Origin of the sequence: Mycolicibacterium frederiksbergense, from assembly GCF_012223425.1 — a bacterium.
GTDB classification, from domain to species: domain Bacteria; phylum Actinomycetota; class Actinomycetes; order Mycobacteriales; family Mycobacteriaceae; genus Mycobacterium; species Mycobacterium frederiksbergense.
This window is the reverse complement of sequence record NZ_CP038799.1, coordinates 2,804,889-2,823,333: the sequence shown is the minus strand read 5'-3', so window position 1 is coordinate 2,823,333 and position 18,445 is coordinate 2,804,889. Positions and strand designations below refer to the sequence as shown.

The 18,445-nt window shown below is 68.0% G+C and carries 16 protein-coding genes and 1 pseudogene; 8 read left to right on the top strand and 9 right to left on the bottom strand.

The features are described from left to right. A complete protein-coding gene (locus EXE63_RS16605) occupies nucleotides 1-1,956 on the bottom strand; it encodes a glycosyltransferase (RefSeq protein WP_168142844.1) in 1,956 nt (651 codons plus the stop codon). Next, nucleotides 1,953-3,161 (bottom strand): UDP-galactopyranose mutase, encoded by a 1,209-nt coding sequence (gene glf / locus EXE63_RS16600; RefSeq protein WP_168142843.1) that lies wholly within the window; start codon nucleotides 3,159-3,161, stop codon nucleotides 1,953-1,955. Before glf ends, EXE63_RS16605 begins: the two co-directional genes overlap by 4 nt. 260 nt (nucleotides 3,162-3,421) lie before the next feature. On the opposite strand from glf, the pseudogene EXE63_RS16595 reads away from it, so the two are divergent. Then, nucleotides 3,422-4,392, top strand: a pseudogene (locus tag EXE63_RS16595) (hypothetical protein). A 154-nt stretch (nucleotides 4,393-4,546) separates the two neighbouring features. After that, nucleotides 4,547-6,136: an N-acetylmuramoyl-L-alanine amidase gene (locus tag EXE63_RS16590; RefSeq protein WP_168142842.1), complete on the top strand. Its 1,590-nt coding sequence runs from the start codon at nucleotides 4,547-4,549 to the stop codon at nucleotides 6,134-6,136. Nucleotides 6,137-6,149: 13 nt separating this feature from the next. On the opposite strand, the gene EXE63_RS16585 is transcribed toward EXE63_RS16590, so the two are convergent. Together EXE63_RS16585 and EXE63_RS16580 are read right to left on the bottom strand one after the other, a co-directional pair. Then, complete coding sequence (locus tag EXE63_RS16585) at nucleotides 6,150-6,962, bottom strand: HAD family hydrolase (protein ID WP_168142841.1); 813 nt, start codon at nucleotides 6,960-6,962, stop codon at nucleotides 6,150-6,152. Between the two features lie 113 nt (nucleotides 6,963-7,075). Next, nucleotides 7,076-7,849, bottom strand: coding sequence for a lysophospholipid acyltransferase family protein (locus tag EXE63_RS16580; RefSeq protein ID WP_168142840.1), 774 nt, complete (start codon nucleotides 7,847-7,849; stop codon nucleotides 7,076-7,078). Between the two features lie 96 nt (nucleotides 7,850-7,945). Here EXE63_RS16580 and EXE63_RS16575 point away from each other — a divergent pair, with 96 nt between their 5' ends. After that, the gene (locus EXE63_RS16575; RefSeq protein WP_168142839.1) at nucleotides 7,946-9,505 is read left to right on the top strand and encodes a Rieske 2Fe-2S domain-containing protein; all 1,560 of its coding nucleotides are present in this window, start codon (nucleotides 7,946-7,948) and stop codon (nucleotides 9,503-9,505) included. After that, entirely contained in the window at nucleotides 9,502-9,837 is a 336-nt protein-coding gene (locus EXE63_RS16570; RefSeq protein WP_168142838.1) for a hypothetical protein, read from the top strand. Before EXE63_RS16575 ends, EXE63_RS16570 begins: the two co-directional genes overlap by 4 nt. Here the strand turns inward: EXE63_RS16570 and EXE63_RS16565 are convergent. From EXE63_RS16565 to serS, 3 genes are read right to left on the bottom strand one after another with little or no spacing between them, the layout of a single operon-like run. Continuing rightward, entirely contained in the window at nucleotides 9,834-10,820 is a 987-nt protein-coding gene (locus EXE63_RS16565) for an MOSC domain-containing protein (protein ID WP_168142837.1), read from the bottom strand. The genes EXE63_RS16570 and EXE63_RS16565 overlap by 4 nt on opposite strands. A 5-nt stretch (nucleotides 10,821-10,825) precedes the next feature. Further along, nucleotides 10,826-11,632, bottom strand: a complete 807-nt coding sequence (locus EXE63_RS16560; protein ID WP_168142836.1) for a DUF5718 family protein — start codon at nucleotides 11,630-11,632, stop codon at nucleotides 10,826-10,828. After that, the gene (gene serS / locus EXE63_RS16555) at nucleotides 11,629-12,882 is read right to left on the bottom strand and encodes a serine--tRNA ligase (RefSeq protein ID WP_168142835.1); all 1,254 of its coding nucleotides are present in this window, start codon (nucleotides 12,880-12,882) and stop codon (nucleotides 11,629-11,631) included. The genes EXE63_RS16560 and serS overlap by 4 nt, the downstream gene beginning before the upstream one ends. A gap of 113 nt (nucleotides 12,883-12,995) precedes the next feature. Between serS and EXE63_RS16550 the strand changes: the two genes are divergently transcribed. Both EXE63_RS16550 and EXE63_RS16545 read left to right on the top strand, forming a co-directional pair. Continuing rightward, complete coding sequence (locus EXE63_RS16550) at nucleotides 12,996-14,423, top strand: septum formation family protein (protein ID WP_168142834.1); 1,428 nt, start codon at nucleotides 12,996-12,998, stop codon at nucleotides 14,421-14,423. A 4-nt stretch (nucleotides 14,424-14,427) separates the two neighbouring features. Next, the gene (locus EXE63_RS16545) at nucleotides 14,428-14,778 is read left to right on the top strand and encodes a metallopeptidase family protein (protein ID WP_168142833.1); all 351 of its coding nucleotides are present in this window, start codon (nucleotides 14,428-14,430) and stop codon (nucleotides 14,776-14,778) included. Nucleotides 14,779-15,128: 350 nt separating this feature from the next. Here the strand turns inward: EXE63_RS16545 and EXE63_RS16535 are convergent, their stop codons facing one another. Both EXE63_RS16535 and pheA read right to left on the bottom strand, forming a co-directional pair. Further along, nucleotides 15,129-15,806: a histidine phosphatase family protein gene (locus EXE63_RS16535; protein WP_168142831.1), complete on the bottom strand. Its 678-nt coding sequence runs from the start codon at nucleotides 15,804-15,806 to the stop codon at nucleotides 15,129-15,131. Continuing rightward, the gene (pheA, locus tag EXE63_RS16530) at nucleotides 15,803-16,732 is read right to left on the bottom strand and encodes a prephenate dehydratase (protein WP_168142830.1); all 930 of its coding nucleotides are present in this window, start codon (nucleotides 16,730-16,732) and stop codon (nucleotides 15,803-15,805) included. The genes EXE63_RS16535 and pheA overlap by 4 nt, the downstream gene beginning before the upstream one ends. 113 nt (nucleotides 16,733-16,845) lie before the next feature. Between pheA and EXE63_RS16525 the strand changes: the two genes are divergently transcribed. Together EXE63_RS16525 and EXE63_RS16520 are read left to right on the top strand one after the other, a co-directional pair. Next, nucleotides 16,846-17,637, top strand: a complete 792-nt coding sequence (locus EXE63_RS16525; protein WP_168142829.1) for a DUF2470 domain-containing protein — start codon at nucleotides 16,846-16,848, stop codon at nucleotides 17,635-17,637. A 21-nt stretch (nucleotides 17,638-17,658) separates the two neighbouring features. Next, complete coding sequence (locus EXE63_RS16520; protein ID WP_168142828.1) at nucleotides 17,659-18,420, top strand: CPBP family intramembrane glutamic endopeptidase; 762 nt, start codon at nucleotides 17,659-17,661, stop codon at nucleotides 18,418-18,420. Nucleotides 18,421-18,445: the final 25 nt, after the last annotated feature.

Genomic DNA, 18,445 nt, shown 5'->3' with positions numbered 1-18,445 from the left:
TCAGGCCTTTTCCAGCGCCGGCGGCACCGAGCCTGCCGGCTCCAGCACGGCTTCCCAGCTCTCGGTGCTGGTCAGTTGCGGCAGCGCGTTGCGGTACACCTTGCGCATCCTGTTGAACTTACGACCCAGTTGCACCTGACGGGTCAGCGACTCACGAAGGAGTTCGAACATCTTGGCGCGGTCGCGCTGGCGGTAGACGACACCGCGGCCGTCGGCCGTGGTGACGGTGACGCCGTCGACGTTGCACAGCGAGAACCAGCGAGCGTCCTGGGTGGCGACGTTGATCTGCGGGCGCACATGATGCTCCGGGTTGTGCACCGAAAGCTGATGCAAAACACCACGAGTCAGCCGCACCGAGATCGACAACGGGTTGGTGGGGATGTTGACCTTCTTGCGCCAGCGCTTGTCCGAGGGCGCGGGCAGCGCGGCCGCGCTCTCCAGCACCACCGCATCCGGGAATTGGGCCCGCATCTTGCGCACCTCGGGCAGCGCGGACTCCAGGATGGAGAAGATGTGGTCCGGTCCGGCCAGGAAGTCGTCCATCGCCTTGTTCTGGATGGCGACGGTCGAATATTCGAGGCACAAAAGGTGTTTGAGCGTTGCCTTGAGGTGGCTGGTGATCAGGCCGCTGATCTTGCCGTCCCAGTGCAGCGCGGCGACGACCAGCCGGTTGCGCAGGTGGAAGTAGGCCTGCCAGTCGATGGCGTCATCCTTGTCACTCCAGGCCATGTGCCAGATCGCCGCTCCGGGCAGCGTCACGGTCGGGTAGCCGTGCTCGCCGGCACGCAGTCCGTACTCCGAGTCGTCCCACTTGATGAACAGCGGCAGCGGCTGGCCGAGTTCCTCGGCGACCCGGCGCGGGATCATGCACATCCACCAGCCGTTGTAGTCGACGTCGATGCGGCGGTGCAGCAGTCGGCTGCGCTCGTGCTCTTCGTCGTTCAGCGGGTACTTGGCGAAGTTGTGGTCGTACTCGGTGTTCACCGCCCCGGTCCACATGAAGTTCTCGGCGTCGACCATCTCGCCCATCACATGCAGGTGCGAGGGCTCCTGCAGGTTGAGCATCTGGCCGCCGACGAGGGTCGGCTTCTTGGCGAAACGGCTAAATGCCAGCGCCCGCAGGATCGAATCCGGCTCGACCCGGATGTCGTCGTCCATGAACAGGATCTGTTCGCAGTCAGTGTGTTTGAGCGCCTCGTACATCACCCGGCTGTAACCACCGGAGCCGCCGAGGTTGGGCTGGTTGTGGATGGTCAGCCGGTCACCGAGCGCGGCGGCGGCATCGTCGAAACCCGGGTGGTCCTTGGCCTTGCTGGTGCCCTGATCGGAGACGATCACCTTGGTGACGACCGCGTCCACCAGGGGATCCGACGTCAGCGCGGCGAGGGCGTTGACGGCATCGGCGGGCCGGTTGAAGGTCGGGATCCCGACGGCGACATCGGCCCGGCCCGGGGCCGTCTGCGGCGCGTACCAGCCGGCACTGTGCACCGTCACCTTCGTGTCGGTGGTGATGTCGAACCAGATCCAGCCGCCATCCTCGAACGGGGCGAGGTCGACCTCGAACTCCACCACGCCGGGAGCACCGTCCTCGGTGCCCGCCGCCTCGGTGCCGCCGACGGTGATCCGCGCACCGGTCGCCTTGGACCGGTACAGGTCCACCCGCGCGGTGCCGGTGAGCTCGACCCTCAGCACCACCGATTCCAGGATCGACCAGCGCCGCCAGTAGCTGGCGGGGAAGGCGTTGAAGTAGGTGGCGAAAGACACCTCGGACTCGGCGCCGATCTCGAGCGTCGTGCGGGTCGGGGCGTGCGCCCGTCGCGCGTTGGTGTCGGATTCCTCGATGTAGAGCTTGCGCACGTCGAGTGGCTCGCCGGGCCGCGGCAGGATCACCCGCGACAGCAGGCTCACCGCTTTGGACTCCGTCGAGTCGAGTGCTCCGGACGGGATGTCGCTCATGAGTTGCCTTCGTCTTGGACAGTCAGGGCCGCACCGTCGCGCAGGTGCGGCGCCAGGATGTTGTCGTACATGTTGAGCGCACTGGCGATGGCCATGTGCATGTCGAGGTACTGGTAGGTGCCCAGCCGGCCGCCGAAGAGCACGCCCGCGGCCGCGGTCTCGGCCTTGGCCCGGTTCCGGTACCCGGCCAGCAGCGCCCGGTCGGCATCGGTGTTGATCGGGTAGTAGGGCTCGTCATCGGCCTCGGCGAAGCGGGAGTACTCCCGCATGATGACCGTCTTGTCGGTGGGATAGTCGCGCTCCGGGTGGAAGTGCCGGAACTCGTGGATGCGGGTGAACGGCACGTCCGGGTCGTTGTAGTTCATCACCGGGGTGCCCTGGAAATCTCCGGTCGCCACGACCTCGGTCTCGAAGTCCAGCGTCCGCCAGCCGAGCCGACCGTCGACATAGTCGAAGTAGCGGTCCACCGGCCCGGTGTAGATCACCGGCGCATCCGGGTTGGCCGCGCGGAGTTCGTCGCGCACCGCGAACCAGTCGGTGTCGAGGCGGACCTCGATGTTCTCGTGATCTGCCATGTTCTGCAGCCACCGGGTGTACCCGTCGACCGGCAGACCCTCATAGGTGTCGTTGAAGTACCGGTTGTCGAACGTGTACCGGACCGGCAGCCGGCTGATGACGGCCGCGGGCAGGTCCGTCGGGTCGGTCTGCCACTGCTTGGCGGTGTAGTGCTTGACGAAGGCCTCGTACAGCGGGCGCCCGATCAGCGAGATGGCCTTTTCTTCGAGGTTGCGTGCTTCGGCGGTGTCGATCTCGCTGGCCTGCTCGGCGATCAGCGCCCTGGCCTCGTCCGGGCTGAAGTACCGCCCGAAGAACTGCGACACCAGGCCCAGCCCCATCGGGAACTGATACGCCTGGCCCTTGTGCAGGGCGAACACCCGGTGCTGGTAGCCGGTGAAGTCGGTGAACCGCCGGACGTAGTCCCACACCCGCTGATTGGAGGTGTGGAACAGGTGCGCGCCGTACCGGTGCACCTCGATACCGGTCTCCGGGTCGGGCTCGGAGTAGGCGTTACCTCCTATATGGGAGCGCCGTTCGACGACGAGCACTCGCTTGCCCAGTTCATTGGCCACGCGCTCGGCGATCGTCAGGCCGAAGAATCCGGAGCCGACGACAAGCAGATCTGCGCGATGAGATTCAGCGGACATCGGCAGCAAGGGTATCCGACCGGGGCCTGCCGTCTCGAAACGTGTGATGTGCCCGGCCTCGTGTGGCCTGTCGGCACGATTTGCGGCAGGTCGCAATTAGCTCACGATTCCGCATCGTCACTCTAGACACACGAGTCACAGCAGTACCATCAATCACGTTGGTGGAAGGCGGGAACCCGGGCACGAGAACCGCAGTCACCGATGCGAAAAGTCCGCAGCACAACCCGAAAACACGTAGTCCATGTATTGAGGAGACTTCCGTGCCGAACCGACGTCGACGCAAGCTCTCGACAGCCATGAGCGCAGTCGCCGCCCTGGCCGTCGCAAGTCCAGTCGCCATTGCCGCCGTTTCCGAGATGTCCGAGGCCAACGAACCTCAGCATCGCGAATTCGTCCACGCCGCCATGATCACCGATCTGCCCGGCGAATTGATCAACGCACTGTCCCAGGGCCTGTCACAGTTCGGCGTCAACATGCCGCCGATGCCGACCGGTCTGCTGACCGGATCGCCGGCCGCCAGCCCGACGCTCGTCACTCCCGGGCTGGGCGCAACCGGTCTGACCTCGCCCGGTCTGACCTCGCCCGGCCTGACCTCGCCCGGCCTGACCTCGCCCGGATTGACCGCGCCGGGCCTGACGAGCCCCGAACTCACCACCCCCGGCCTGACGGCACCCGGGCTCACCACCCCGGGCCTGACGACGCCGGAGCTCACCACCCCGGACTGAGCACCCCTGAACTGACCACCCCCGGCCTGAGCATCCCGCCGGTGGGCGCGGCGGGTCCGTCGTTGTCGCCGGCCTCGCTGTCACCCGGTTCCCTGACCGATCCCGGACTGGCCGGCCTGACCCCGGGCCTGACGGATCCGGGGCTGGGCACCGGCTTCCCCGGTGAGATTCCCATCGCCGCACCCATCGGCCTGGATCCGATGGCGGGCACCTACCCGATCCTGGGCGCGGACCCGTCGCTGGCCATGCCGGCCTCCACCGGCGGTGGCGGCCTGCTGGGCACCATCAACAGTGCCGCCGAGCAACTCGGCGCCGGCCAGGCGATCGATCTGCTCAAGGGCATGGTGATGCCCGCCATCATGTCGGCGGTCAAGAGTGCGGCACCCGCCGCGGCGCCCGCCGCCGCAGCCGCTCCGGCCGCTGCCGGCGCCGCTCAGGCCGGCCTCGGTGCGGCCGAGGCCGCCACCGGTGTCGCCGCGGCGGCGGCTTCGGGAGCCGGTGCCTGACCCACCAATCCTGTTACCGAACGGCACCGCAGAAGCCAGCGTCGGCTCTGCGGTGCCGTTACAGGTTTGCCGCCCGACGCACCGGGTAAAACTTTGGCACCACACGCCCGTGTCGCAACACTGGTAACACTGAGCACATACGTAACATCAGCTCGTGCCACGTCGTCGCCCTGCACCCTCCGTTCTGCTGTCTGCAGTGCTGGGCACGGTCGCGATCCTGCCGTGGGCGATCAGCGGTCTCCCCGATGACAGCCCGCCCGCCGAGACCGCGATCACCCAGCAGCCGCTCGCCGAACTCGCCGGCGGCGAGACGATCCGGGAGATCCATCAGGACACCCCGTTCTCGATGGTGGCGCTGACCGCCGACAGCCTCGACGGGACGACGGCCCGGATCCGCGCCCAGCGCACAGATGGCAGCTGGGGCCCCTGGTACGACGCCGAATCGCTGGAGGGCGTGGGACCGGACCGGCCCGACACCCACGGCACCGAACCGGTCTTCGTCGGGCGCACCAACACCGTGCAGATCTCGGTGACCCACACCGCGCGACCACCGGCCGCAGCCCCCGCGGCGGGCCCCGGGCTGGGTTATATCCCCGCCAACGTCGAACATCCGTTGCCGCAGAACGTCAATGCGGTCCTCATCAGCCCGCCCGAGGCGCCGGTCGACGTGCAATTCCCGCCGCCCACCGCGGCGACCGTCCCCGGCCAGGCACCACAGGTCATCACCCGCGCCCAGTGGGGCGCCAACGAATCGATGAAGTGCGGAGCCCCCATCTACGACCGAGGGATCCGGGCGGCGGTCCTGCATCACACCGCGGGCAGCAACGACTACACCCCGCAGGACTCGGCGGGCATCGTCCGGTCCATCTACGAGTACCACGCCCGGACCCTGGGCTGGTGCGATATCGCCTATAACGCCATGGTCGACAAGTACGGACAGGTCTTCGAGGGCCGTGCCGGTGGCATGAGCAGAGCCGTGCAGGGCGCGCACACCGGCGGCTTCAACTCCGACACCTGGGGTGTGGCCATGCTCGGCGATTTCAACACCGAGCCGCCGACACCGATCCAATTACGCACCACCGGAAGGCTGCTCGGCTGGCGACTCGGTCTGGACCGCGTCGACCCGCACGGCAGCGTGGCACTGACCTCGGCGGGCGGCAGCTTCACCCTGTTCCCGCGCGGTGCGACGCCCACCCTGCCCAATATCTTCACCCACCGCGATGTCGGCAACACCGACTGCCCGGGGGACGCCGCCTACGCGCAGATGGGTCTGTTGCGCGATATCGCCGCCCGGTTCAATCAGCCACCGGGACCGCAGGATCTGGTCGACACGTTGCGCGGTGGAGCCATCTTCACCAAGTGGCAGGCGCTGCGCAGCGAGGCCGGACCGCTGGGCATGCCGACCTCACCGGAGGGCTACGGTTTCGGGAACACCCGGTATGTCACCTTCGACCGCGGCGCCATGTACTGGACACCGGAGACCGGCGCCCAACCTGTCACCGGGGCGATCTATGAGGCTTGGGGCACACTGGGATTCGAGCGGGGTGCACTGGGGTTGCCGACGAGTGCCGAGATTCCCGAACCACTGTGGATCAAGCAGAACTTCCAGCATGGCACGCTCAACTTCGACCGGGAGACCGGTCTGGTCACCCGTGTCATCGACGGTGTGCCGGTGCAGCTTCCGCGCCCCGACCATTCCCCCGTGCAGCTGGAGCGGTTCACCCCGATCAACAATCGGGCCTAGAGCCGATTACCGGCTACAGCCACCAGCGTTCGAGCACGCGGGCCAGACCGTCATCGGTGTTCGGCGCGGTGACCTCATCGGCGGCCGCCATCGCGTCCGGATGGGCGTTGCCCATGGCGACGCCCAGCCCGGCCCAGCGCAGCATGGGAATGTCATTGGGCATATCGCCGAAGGCCACGATATCGGCGGCCTCGATGCCCAGCGGGCCGGCGATCTCGGCGATCCCGGTCGCCTTGCTCAGTCCGCGCGGCAGCACCTCGATGAGCCCGTTGTTGGTCGAGTAGGTCAGGTCCCCCTCGACACCGACGTGCAGGGCCAGTGCGGCGGCCATGTCTCCGCTGCGCGCGCCGGCCTTGCGGATCAACAGCTTGACCGCGGGCGCGCTCAACAGATCCTCCAGCGACACCTCGGTGTTGTCCGGGTTGAGCCAGGCATGTTCGTAGCCGGGTGAGCTGACGAACTGCGGGGTCGCCGCATCGTGGGCACTGCGGCCGACCCGCTCCACCGCCAGGCCGGCCCCTGGGATCACCCGGGCCGCGATCTCGGCCAGTGTGATCAACTGCTGCACCGACAGGGTGCGGGACGAGATGATGCGGTCGGTCTCCGGGTCATAGACCACCGCACCGTTGGCGCAGACCGACATCGGTGCGAAGCCGAGTTGCTCCACGACCGGGGGCACCCAGCGCGGCGGCCGGCCGGTCGCCAGGACGAAACGGGTGCCGGCGGCAACGGCGGCACGCACGGCCGCGGCGGTACGCGGTGTCACCCGTTCGTGCTCGTCGAGCAGCGTGCCGTCGACGTCGGTGGCGATCATTGCGGGCAGCATCAGCGGCGTTGCCCTTGCGGTGGTGCTTGCATTGCCGTCCTCGAATCGCTCGTCTGGTGGTCCACGCCCGCTGCGCGGTCTCCAGGCGCTGGAGACCGGTTACCCCGAAGGGCCTACTCCGGCGCCTCACCGGGGGGCTTGGCCGCACGTTTGGCCGCCTTCTCGGCGGCCTCCTCCATGTCCATCCGGTTCGCCTCGGCCAGCGTCGGCGCACCACCACCCAGCCCGTGCGGCACCCAGAACTCGCCCCTGGGATGCGACCCGTAGGACTCCTGCACCTTCTCCAGCAGATGCTGCATCCGGTGGTGCAGCAGTTCGGTCAGCTCGGCCGGCGGCAGCGTCGGATAGATCGGTTCGCCGACGGCGATCGAGATCGGCACCTTGGGCCTACGCATATTGCGCGGGTGCCCCTTGGTCCAGACCCGCTGGGCACCCCAGATGATGTGCGGGATGATCGGCACGTCGGCCGCGATCGCCATCCGCGCGGCCCCGGACTTGAATCCCTTGATCTCGAAGCTGCGGCTGATGGTCGCCTCGGGGTAGACGCCGACCAGTTCGCCCGCCTTCAGTGCTGCGCAGGCCGCGGCGAAGGAGTCGGCGCCACTGGCCCGGTCCACCTCGATATGGCGCAGGCTGCGCATCAGCGGCCCGCCGATCTTGTGGTCGAAGACTTCCTTCTTCGCCATGAAGCGGACCTTGCGGCCGCGGCCCTGCCGGTAGGCGGGCAGCCCGGCGAAGGTGAAGTCGAAGTAGCTGGTGTGGTTCACGGCGATGACGGCACCGCCGGTCACCGGCAGGTTCTCCACACCGGTGACGGTGAACTTCAGCCCCTGCAGCCGCCAGACCAGCCGGGCGGCTTGGATGACTGTCCCGTATACCGGTTCCACACGCCCCAGCCTAGTTCCACCGGCCCGCCGAAGCGGAAGAGCGCCCGCTCTGGCGCTAAACTCGTGACCAAGCATCAACCACCAGGAAGGGCATTCGTGCAGGTCACAAGCGTCGGACACGCCGGTTTTCGGATTGACACGGAAGCCGGCAGCATCCTGTGCGACCCCTGGGTCAATCCGGCCTACTTCGCGTCCTGGTTCCCGTTCCCGGACAACAGCGGACTGGACTGGGACGCCCTGGGGGACTGCGACTACCTCTACGTCAGTCACCTGCACAAGGATCATTTCGACCCGGCACTGCTGCGCGCGCACGTCAACAAGGACGCCGTCGTGCTGCTGCCCGATTACCCGGTGCCGGATCTGCGCCGCGCACTGGAGTCGCTGGGTTTCCACACGTTCGTCGAGACCACCGATTCGGTGAAGCACCGGGTCAGCGGGCCCAAGGGCGACCTCGAGGTGATGATCGTCGCGCTGCGGGCGCCCGCCGACGGGCCGATCGGAGACTCGGGCCTGGTGGTGTCCGACGGCGCCACAACCGCTTTCAACATGAACGATGCCCGGCCGATCGACCTCGACATGCTGGCCGCCGAGTTCGGCCACATCGACGTGCACATGCTGCAGTACTCCGGGGCCATCTGGTACCCGATGGTCTACGACATGCCGGCCCGGGCCAAGGAGGCGTTCGGCACCCAGAAGCGGCAGCGCCAGATGGACCGCTGCCGCCAGTACATCGCCCAGGTGGGCGCCACCTGGGTGGTGCCCTCGGCCGGTCCGCCCTGCTTCCTGGACCCCGCGCTGCGCGATCTCAACGACGATCAGGGTGATCCGGCCAACATCTTCCCGGATCAGATCGTGTTCCTGGATCAGATGCGCCGCCACGGGCACGACGGTGGCCTACTGATGATCCCCGGATCGACCGCGGATTTCACCGGCTCGCAGCTCAATTCACTCACCCACCCGGTCGGGGACCCGGAGTCCATCTTCACCACCGGTAAGGCTGCCTACATCGAAGAGTATGCGCAGCGCCAGGCGCCGGTGCTGGCCGCCGAGAAGGCGGCGTGGGCCCCGGCCGACGGCGATCCGCTCCTGGAGCCGCTGCGCGCCCTGTTCGAGCCGATCATGCTGCAGTCCGATCAAATCTGCGACGGCATCGGCTATCCCGTCGAGCTACGCCTACCAGGTGACAAGAGCATCGAGACCGTGGTCATCGACTTTCCGAAACGGGCTGTGCGTGAACCTGTTCCGGACGAGAAGTTCCGCTACGGGTTCGAGATTCCGGCGCAGTTGGTACGCACGGTGGTCCGCGACAACGAGCCCGACTGGGTGAACACCATCTTCCTGTCCACCCGGTTCAAGGCGTGGCGGGTCGGCGGATACAACGAATACCTGTACACCTTCTTCAAATGTCTCACCGATGAGCGGATCGCCTACGCCGACGGCTGGTTCGCCGAGGCACACGATGACAGCGCCTCGACCGTCCTGGACGGCTGGGACATTCAGCGCCGCTGCCCCCACCTGAAGGCCGATCTGTCCAAATTCGGCGTGGTGGAGGGCTCCACGCTCACGTGCAACCTGCATGGCTGGCAGTGGAACCTGGAGACCGGGCGTTGCCTCACAGCCAAGGGCCACCACCTGAGGAGCTCGAGAACGTCATGACCACGACGGTGTCCTACGACGACGGCCTGATCCAGCTCGATCGCCAGGCCCTGACGCTGCGGCGTTACCATTTTCCGTCGGGCACCTCGAAAATCATTCCGCTGCAAGCGATCCGCGGCTACCGCGCCGAGTCGATGGGCTTGGTGTTCGACCGTTTCCGGATCTGGGGCCCCTCGGACGATCCGCGACGCTGGCTGCCGCTGGACGTGTGGCGTCCCATCAAATCGACCCTGGTGGTGCTCGATGTTCCGGGCACCCGGCCCAGCCCGGCGTTCACCCCGCTACGCGTCAAGGAGTTCCTGTCGGTGCTCGAGGAACTACTGACGGACTAGCGGGCTCGCAGCACGGTTGCCTCCAGCAGCCGCTGCACACCCTTGGTCGCCGATTTGTTCAGTGCCGCGCCGGCGCGCTGGAAAGCATTGGGTGGCTTGCCGATATGCACCCGAACCTCATCACCCACGTTGACCAGTCCAGCGGCCGACACATCGGCATACACCCCGAGGAAACGGTTGGTGCGCTCGGCCAGCTGCCGGGTGATCGTCTTGTCCAGTTCGACCTCGGGCTGCGGGCGGGTCGGTACCACACACCTGATGGTGGGGATGGTGACCCGAAGCCGAGCGGTACCGATACTCAATTCGCCGCCCACCCATGCCGATTCGGGGAACTCCGGACCGTCCTCGCCGGTGTCGACGAGGACGTTCGGCCGGAACCTGCGCACATCGTAGGGTTCGGCGCCGGGTGCGAGTTGACCCAGGCTCGCGATACTCATCAGGTGTACCGGACTCAGGTCGGCGAAGCTGCCCGGCGGTGTCGAGTAGCGGGCCAGCGTGATGATGTCCTTGGTCGAGAAGACCGACGTGTCCGGCAATGCCTCGTCCTCACCGAGCCCGAAGTCCTTGCGCACCTGCGCGGCCCGGAAGTTGGCCAGCGAGTCCGATACCGACATCCGGTGCTGGCTGGTGTCCTCGACCGGAGGCAGTGCCACCAACCGCATCTCCCGGCCGGCCAGTTGCGACAGCGCGACGTTGATGGCCGGATCATCGGAGGTCAGTTCGCTGCCGTCGGGGAAGGTCACCACGACGGGCGGAACATTGCCCGGCCCGGCGTCGGCACCGGGTTCGTCCAGATAGCGCGCGGTGCAGCCGAGTAGTACCGGTAGGCGTCGCGCCGATGCCGTGACCCCCTTCTCGACATCGCGGACCGCCCACAGCCGGTCGGCGTGCACGCCGCGGCCATCGATGCGCACCCGATCGACTCGGCTGCCGCCCATCGACTTGACCGGGAAACGCCAGAGCTCGCTCACCGTGCCCGCCATCGGACCTACCTACCCGAAACCGTCTGCCGCAGTTCCGAAGCCGCGTCGGATGCGGTGTCATAGACCCGCACCACAGCCTCGTCGCCGGGCGACAGATAGGTCGACTCGCCCAGTGCTGTGTATCGCGTCGCGCCGATACCGATGAGCACATGCTCGGGATGACCGGAGGCCACCATCAATGCGCCGACATCCTCCAGCGGCGTTTCCGGCGAACCCTTCTGGTTGGCCAACCGCTCGGTGATCCAGTCCAGCAGCACCTCGCCGTAATAGGAGTAGCCCAGCAATGGGCTGTCCACCCCGTACTCGTGCTGCTGGCCGTCGGCACTGTTGAGGTAGCAGACCAGCCGCAGGGTGGCGGTCGGGCCGTCCGGTGTCAGGTCATGGGCGTCGAAGAACTGGCGCGCAACACCTTTGGAGGCCGGCCCCCAGTTCTTCTTGTGGCTGATCTTGGGCGCTCCCGGCCGACGTATCGAGCAGTCGTTGAATGCGCCGAGGGCGAACGGCTCCAGCGATGCCACCGTGTCCCCGCGCCACACCACCCGGCAGGCCAGCCCGACCTCGGGTTCGATCTGCAGGTTCAGCGGTTCGTCGCTGGCCGGCAGGGTGATGGCATCCTGCGACAGCGGGAATTCCCCGAGGAAGGTGTCATTACCCGGGGCGTACCAGGGGAAGATGCCCTTGGGCGCCGTTCCCTCGGAGACGACGTTCACGAAATCGTCTGCCTCCCCGGCCTGTTCGAGGTGACCGGCGAAGTTGCCTGCCACTCCGAAGCCGAACCAGCTGCGCAGTTCCGCGGTATCGAGTTCGATCACGGTGTCAGGACCTCCGTACCGACGTAGGGCACCAGGGCGGCAGGCACCCGCACGCTGCCATCTGGCTGCTGATGGTTCTCCAGGATGGCGACCAGCCAACGGGTGGTCGCCAGGGTGCCGTTCAGGGTCGCCGCGGTCTGCGGCTTGCCGTTCTCGTCGCGATAGCGGGTGGACAGCCGACGCGCCTGGAACGTCGAACAGTTCGACGTCGACGTCAGCTCCCGGTAGGTGCCCTGGGTCGGCACCCACGCCTCGCAGTCGTACTTGCGTGCGGCCGAGGAGCCCAGATCGCCTGCGGCGACGTCGATCACCCGGTAGGGCACCTCGATGGCCGCCAGCATCTCGCGCTGCCAGCCGAGCAGGCGCTGGTGCTCGGCTTCGGCGTCCTCGGGTTTGCAGTAGACGAAGGCCTCGACCTTGTCGAACTGGTGCACCCGGATGATGCCGCGGGTGTCCTTGCCGTAGCTGCCTGCCTCGCGGCGGAAGCACGACGACCAACCCGCGTAGCGCAATGGTCCCGCGCTCAGGTCGAGGATCTCGTCGCTGTGATACCCGGCCAGCGGAACCTCCGAGGTGCCGACCAGATAGAGATCGTCGGCCTCCAACCGGTAGATCTCGTCTGCGTGGGCGCCCAGGAATCCGGTGCCCGCCATCACTTCCGGCCGCACCAACACCGGCGGGATCATCAGCGTGAAACCGTTGGCCGTGGCCAACCGGACGGCCAGTTGCAACAGGCCCAGCTGCAGCAGCGCGCCCTGGCCGGTCAGGAAGTAGAACCGCGACCCCGACACCTTGGCGCCGCGTTCCATATCCATCAGGCCGAGGGCCTCACCGAGTTCGAGGTGGTCGCGCGGATTCTCGATCGCCGGCGGTTCACCCACGGTGTCGAGCAGCGCGAAGTCGTCCTCGCCGCCGGCGGGCACGCCGTCGACGATGACGTTGGAGACCGCCATGTGCGCCGCGACGAACGCGGACTCCGCGTCGGCCTGCTGCACCTCGGCGGCCTTGACCTCGTCGGCGAGTTCCTTGGCGCGGGCCAGCAGCGCCGGGCGCTCGTCGGGGGAAGCCTTACCGACCAGCTTGCTGGCGGCCTTCTGATCGGCGCGCAGGGTGTCGGCGGTGGAGATGGCCGACCGGCGCGCGGTGTCGGCGGCCAGCAGGGCGTCCACCCGGGCCGGATCCTCGCCGCGGGCGCGTTGTGAGGCGCGTACCCGATCGGGCTCTTCGCGTAGCAGCTTGAGGTCGATCACGGCGGTAACCCTACTTGCGCGCCGCCGGGTCACGGCCCGCGGGCCACAACCACATAACATTACAAGCGCATCACTTGTCACACATCGTGACACGCCTGTCACAATGGGAGGCGATGTTGGACGCACCCGATAGCCAGGAACCGTTTCTGCACGAGGCCCAGGCCTCGCAGAAGCCGGTGCCACGATGGCGCACGGCGCTGTCCCTGAGCAGCCCGCTCAGCCCGACCCGCCGGGCACTGCTGCTCACGGCACTGGGCGGACTGATGATCGCCGGCGTCATCACGGTGCTGCCCGATTCCGCCGCCGGTGGCCGGCTGGCCGGGCTGAACTCCGGTACCGGCGCACTGGGACTGCGCACGAACAGCACCTTCGACAATGCCAAGGGCGGCGACTGCCTGAACTGGCCGGAACGCACACCCGATGCCGCGCAGATCGTGGACTGCACCACCGAGCACCGGTTCGAGGTCGCCGAATCCATCGACATGCGGACCTTCCCGGGCACCGAGTACGGCCCGGACGCCGCACCCCCGTCACCGGCCCGCATCCAGCAGATCAGCCAGGAGCAGTGCCAGAGTGCGGTGCAGCGTTACCTCGGTGACCGGTACGACCCCAACGGGCGCTTCAGCGTCAGCCTGCTCTGGTCGGGCGAGAAGACCTGGCGCCAGACCGGGGAACGACGGATGCTGTGCGGGTTGCAGCTGCCCGGCGCCAACAACCAGCAGCAGGCGTTCCAGGGCAAGGTCGCCGATATCGATCAGTCCAAGGTCTGGCCGGCGGGTACGTGCCTGGGCATCGACCCTGCCACCAACCAGCCCACCGACATCCCGGTGGACTGCGCGGGGCCGCATTCGCTGGAGGTGACCGGCGCGGTCAATCTCGCCGAGAAGTTCCCGCAGGGCCTGCCGCCGGAGGCCGACCAGGACACTTTCGTCAAGGACAACTGTTCGCGGGTCACCGACGCCTATCTCGCGCCGCTGGAACTTCGCACCACCACGTTGACACTGGTGTACAGCACGATCGCGTTGCCGAGCTGGTCCGCGGGCAGCCATCAGGTGTCCTGCAGCATCGGCGCCACCCTCGGCAACGGCGGCTGGTCGACACTGCTCAACAGCGCCAAGGGCCCGCTGATGATCAACGGCCGTCCCCCGGTCCCGCCGCCGGACATCCCGGATGAGCGACTGAACATCCCGGCCATCCCGTTGCCGCCGATCGACACCTCGTCGCAGATCACCTACGACGAGTCCTACAGCAGCGGAAGCAGCAGCGGTAGCGGAAGTAGCAGCAGCAGCCAGCAGACCGATTCCAATGAGCACCTGCCAGGGCAGACCGGCCAGACCACCGAGCAGGCGCCGGCGACCGAGGCCCCGGCGGGCGGCAACACCTTCCTCAACGGTCCGCCGCTCCCACCACCGCCGCCGCCGGCTGCCGGCCCCCCGATGGAAGGCCTGCCGCCGGGCGCACCGCCGCCCGCGCCCGGGGCCCCACCCGCCCCGCCGCCCGGGCCCGCACCGGTCGAGCCCGTTCCGCCGCCGCTCCCGTAACGGCGTGTCGGTCTCGATGAGCGCGCAGCGGTTCGAGGAACTGGTCTCCGATGCGCTCGATCTGATCCCGTCCGAACTCGCCGCCGCGGCCAACAACGTCGTCTTCCTGGTCGAGGCGAGCCATCCCGACGAGCCCGACCTGCTCGGGCTCTACGAGGGCATCGCGCTGACCGAGCGCGACTCGACCTATGCCGGTGCGCTGCCCGACACCATCACCATCTACCGGGACGCGCTGCTGGACATGTGTGAGACCGAGGACGAGGTGGTCGACGAGGTGGCCATCACGGTGGTGCATGAGCTGGCCCACCACTTCGGCATCGATGACGAGCGTCTGCACGAACTGGGCTGGGCGTAACCCCGGGCGAGCGAAGCGACGGGGGAGCAACCCGGGGCGAGCGAAGCGACGGGGGATCAACCCGGGGCGAGCGAAGCGACGGGGGATCAACCCGGGGCGAGCGAAGCAACGGGACATCGATTAAGCCGGGTCGGAACCGGAACCTGTCGGTGCGCGGTGCCAGAATTGACTCCTATGAGCGCGACATGTCGGGAATGCGGTGCCGATATCGAGCACGACCACTGCCACGGCACCGTCATCGTGCACATCGGACAACGTCCGGAGTGCACCGAAGCCGATTGCAGCACACCCGAGGCCGTCCACGACTACGCCATCGACTGCCATGCCGTGGGGTGTGGGTGCGCGCTGGATCAGCCCATGGGGCCCGCGGTGTCGGCCGTTTCCTTCTCGTCGGCAACGGGATAGAACGGCGGGGTCAGCGGACCCCACCGCACGCAGCTCCACCGACCGTCGGTGATCGGGCTGAGCACCACGGGGTCGGTGTTGTTCAGGTGATGGTCCAGGGCGAAGGTGCTGTCCACCCCCGCCAGCACGGATGCCACCAGCCGGATCGCGGCGCCGTGGCTGACCACCACGATGTCCCCGTGCCGGCGGCGGTCGTCGAGGTGGCGCAGACGCAGTTCCGTCAGCACCGGCACCATCCGGTCCAGTACCTGCTGCCCGGTCTCGCCACCGGGAGCCGCAGCGGCGAGGTCGCCGCGATGCCAGCTGCGATACACCGCCTCGAAGGCATCGATCGCGGCATCGTCGTTGCGGTTCTCCAGATCTCCGACCTGCACCTCGTGGATGCCGTCGAATTCGTGGGCCGCCATGTCGAGATGCCCGGCGATCCCGGCCGCGGTCTCCCGCGCCCTGGTGGCCACCGAGTGCGCCACCATGGCGATCGGGTTGGTCCAGTCGCGGGCGAAGGTGCGCGCCTGCTGATGGCCGAGGTCGGTCAGCGCGGCCCCCGGCGGCAAGGTGTCGAGACGGCGCTCGACGTTGCCGTAGGACTGTCCGTGCCGAACCAGCACCAGCCGCCCCGTCATGCCGATCCTCCTGTCCGCGTTGCCTGCAACCAGCCTGCCGCCTCATCGACACCCGGCGGCGGCGCCCCGGCCGCGGCACCGGTCGGCCACGAACCCAGGTACCGCACGTCGGCGCAGCGCCGGTGCAGCGCCTTGAGCGCCTCCCCGACGGCCTCGTCGGCGATATGGCCGACACAGTCGAGAAAAAACTTGTAGGTGCCCAATTCTGTTCGGGTGGGCCGGGATTCGATGCGGGTCAGATCGATGCCCCGGATCGACAGTTCGGTCATGGCCGACACCAGTGCACCGGGAACATTGTCCAGGCGCAACACCACCGAGGTGCGATCGGCGCCGGTACGGGCCGGCGGGGGCCCCGGCGGGCCGACCAGCACGAAGCGGGTGCGCGCGCTGGCCTCGTCGACGATATCGGCGGCCAGCACCGCCAGTCTGTAGCGCTGCGCGGCGAGCGCGGTGCTGACCCCGGCATCGGCGCCACCGCCCGCGACGTCCTGGGCGGCGGCGGCATTGGAGTAGGCCGGCACGATGCGGGCGTTCGGGAGTTCGGCGGCCAGCCACTTGCGGACCTGCGCGGCGGCGACCGGGAACGCGGCCACCGTCTCGATATCGGCGGCAGCCACCCCGGCCCGGGTCACGATGGTGAATGCCACATCGAGGGTGTGCTCGGCGTAGATCTGCAGTGCGGAACCGTCGGCCAGGCCGTCGAGGGTGGGGATGACCGAACCGTCGATCGAATTCTCGATGGGCACGCATGCGTAGTCGGTGTCGCCGGTCCGGATCGCTTCCAGGGCGCCGCCCGCACTGTCGTAGGGCAGCGGAATGACCTCGGCGGACACGTTGTCCGAGGGCACCATTCCGCCCGCCACCATCTGCAGCAATGCCGCCTCGGTGAAGGTTCCCTCGGGCCCGAGGTAGGCGATGCGTGGCACGCCCTCAACCCTAATGGCTCGGCGCCCGGCCCTCGGGCACGCGGGGAAACCTTGCGCATCCAGCCGAGTCTGTAGTTAAGTAAGGCTTACCTCACTAACTGGAAGGTGATCAGATGTCTGTGACGGCACCGACGACAGCCGAGCGGATCCGCAGCGCGTGCGCCCGCGCCGGCGGCGCGATGCTGGCGGTGGAGGGCCTCGAGCCCGCCGCCACGCCGGTCCACCATCTGCTCGGTGACGGCTCATTCGCCATCACCGTCCCCGCCGACGGGCCGCTGGCAGGCATGGTGGTCTCGGCCGGCTCCGCGGGCATCCAGGCCGTGCTGGAGATGACCGACTACGCGCCGCTGCCATTGCGCGAACCGGTGCGCTCGCTGGTGTGGATCCAGGGCCGGATGTTCCTGGTACCCGACGGCGAAGTGGCCGGGATGCTCGACCTGGTCGCCGCCGAGAATCCCAATCCGGCTCTGCTACAAGTGAATACCGGCAGTGCCCAAGCATCCCGCGGGGACACCCCGTACGCGCTGGCTCGCCTGGAGATCGAATCCGTGGTGGTCGCCGATTCCACCGGCGCCGAGTCCGTCGGCCTTGGTGCGCTGCTGGCAGCCCGACCCGATCCGTTCTGCGAGCTGGAGTCGTGCTGGTTGCGTCACCTGGAGTCCGCGCACCGCGAAGTGGTGGAACGGCTGGCCACCCGGCTACCCCAGACCCTGCGCGGTGGCCGGGTCCGGCCACTCGGCCTGGACCGCTACGGCGTGCAACTGCGGGTAGAGGACGAGTCCGGCGATCACGATGTCCGGTTGCCCTTCGCCAAACCGGTCGACGACGTCACCGGCCTCAGCCAGGCCATCCGGGTCCTGATGGGCTGCCCGTTCCTCAACGGGTTGCGCGCGCGGCGCATCTGAGGCGCCATTAGCCTGGCGGCGGTGACCGCACCCCCAGGGCCGCTGCCTTCCCCCCGCACGCTGCGGATCGAGATCGCCGTCGTGCTGGCGGTCACCTTCGGCTTGAGCGCCTACGTCGCACTGCTCAATCTCATCGAGGCGGTGCTGCTCGGACTGGGCGGGCAGACCGTGGCGCTCAACCAGCGCCGCTCCCCCTTCGACCTGATCGACCTGGGCCTCAACGTGGCCTCGGTCGTGCAACTGCTGGCCTGGGGCGCTCTCGGCCTCTACCTGTTGTGGCGTACCGGGACCGGACCCGCCCAGATCGGCCTCGGCCGCTTCACGCTGCACCCCGACCTGACCGGCGGGCTCGGCCTGGCCGCGCTGATCGGCATTCCGGGACTCGCGCTGTACGTGGCGGCTCGTGTCCTGGGACTCAGCGCCGCGGTGGAACCGGCCGAACTCAACGACACCTGGTGGCGGATACCACTGCTGCTGATGATCGCGTTCGCCAACGGCTGGGCCGAGGAAATCATCGTCGTCGCCTTCCTGATCACCCGGTTGCGGCAGCTCCACATCAGCGCGGGCGCCGCACTGCTGATCTCGGCGCTGCTGCGCGGCGGCTACCACCTCTACCAGGGCTACAGCGCCGGGCTCGGCAACATCGTGATGGGCCTGGTGTTCGGCTACGTGTGGATGCGCACCGGCAAGCTCTGGCCGCTGATCGTCGCGCACGGCCTGATCGACGCGGTCGCCTTCGTCGGCTATTCACTGGCCGCCGGCGAGCTGGACTGGTTGAGCTAGGAACCACCCGCCGAGCAGTACATTC

What these genes read in the sequence shown, in the direction of transcription:
- glf (WP_168142843.1), bottom strand. Translation starts at nt 3,161, where the DNA reads ATGTCCGCTGAATCTCATCGCGCAGATCTGCTTGTCGTCGGCTCCGGA.
- EXE63_RS16585 (WP_168142841.1), bottom strand. Translation starts at nt 6,962, where the DNA reads ATGCTGCCCGCAATGATCGCCACCGACGTCGACGGCACGCTGCTCGAC.
- EXE63_RS16565 (WP_168142837.1), bottom strand. Translation starts at nt 10,820, where the DNA reads ATGGCGGGCACGGTGAGCGAGCTCTGGCGTTTCCCGGTCAAGTCGATG.
- EXE63_RS16525 (WP_168142829.1), top strand. Translation starts at nt 16,846, where the DNA reads ATGTCTGTGACGGCACCGACGACAGCCGAGCGGATCCGCAGCGCGTGC.
- EXE63_RS16570 (WP_168142838.1), top strand. Translation starts at nt 9,502, where the DNA reads ATGACCACGACGGTGTCCTACGACGACGGCCTGATCCAGCTCGATCGC.
- EXE63_RS16535 (WP_168142831.1), bottom strand. Translation starts at nt 15,806, where the DNA reads ATGACGGGGCGGCTGGTGCTGGTTCGGCACGGACAGTCCTACGGCAAC.
- EXE63_RS16605 (WP_168142844.1), bottom strand. Translation starts at nt 1,956, where the DNA reads ATGAGCGACATCCCGTCCGGAGCACTCGACTCGACGGAGTCCAAAGCG.
- EXE63_RS16550 (WP_168142834.1), top strand. Translation starts at nt 12,996, where the DNA reads ATGTTGGACGCACCCGATAGCCAGGAACCGTTTCTGCACGAGGCCCAG.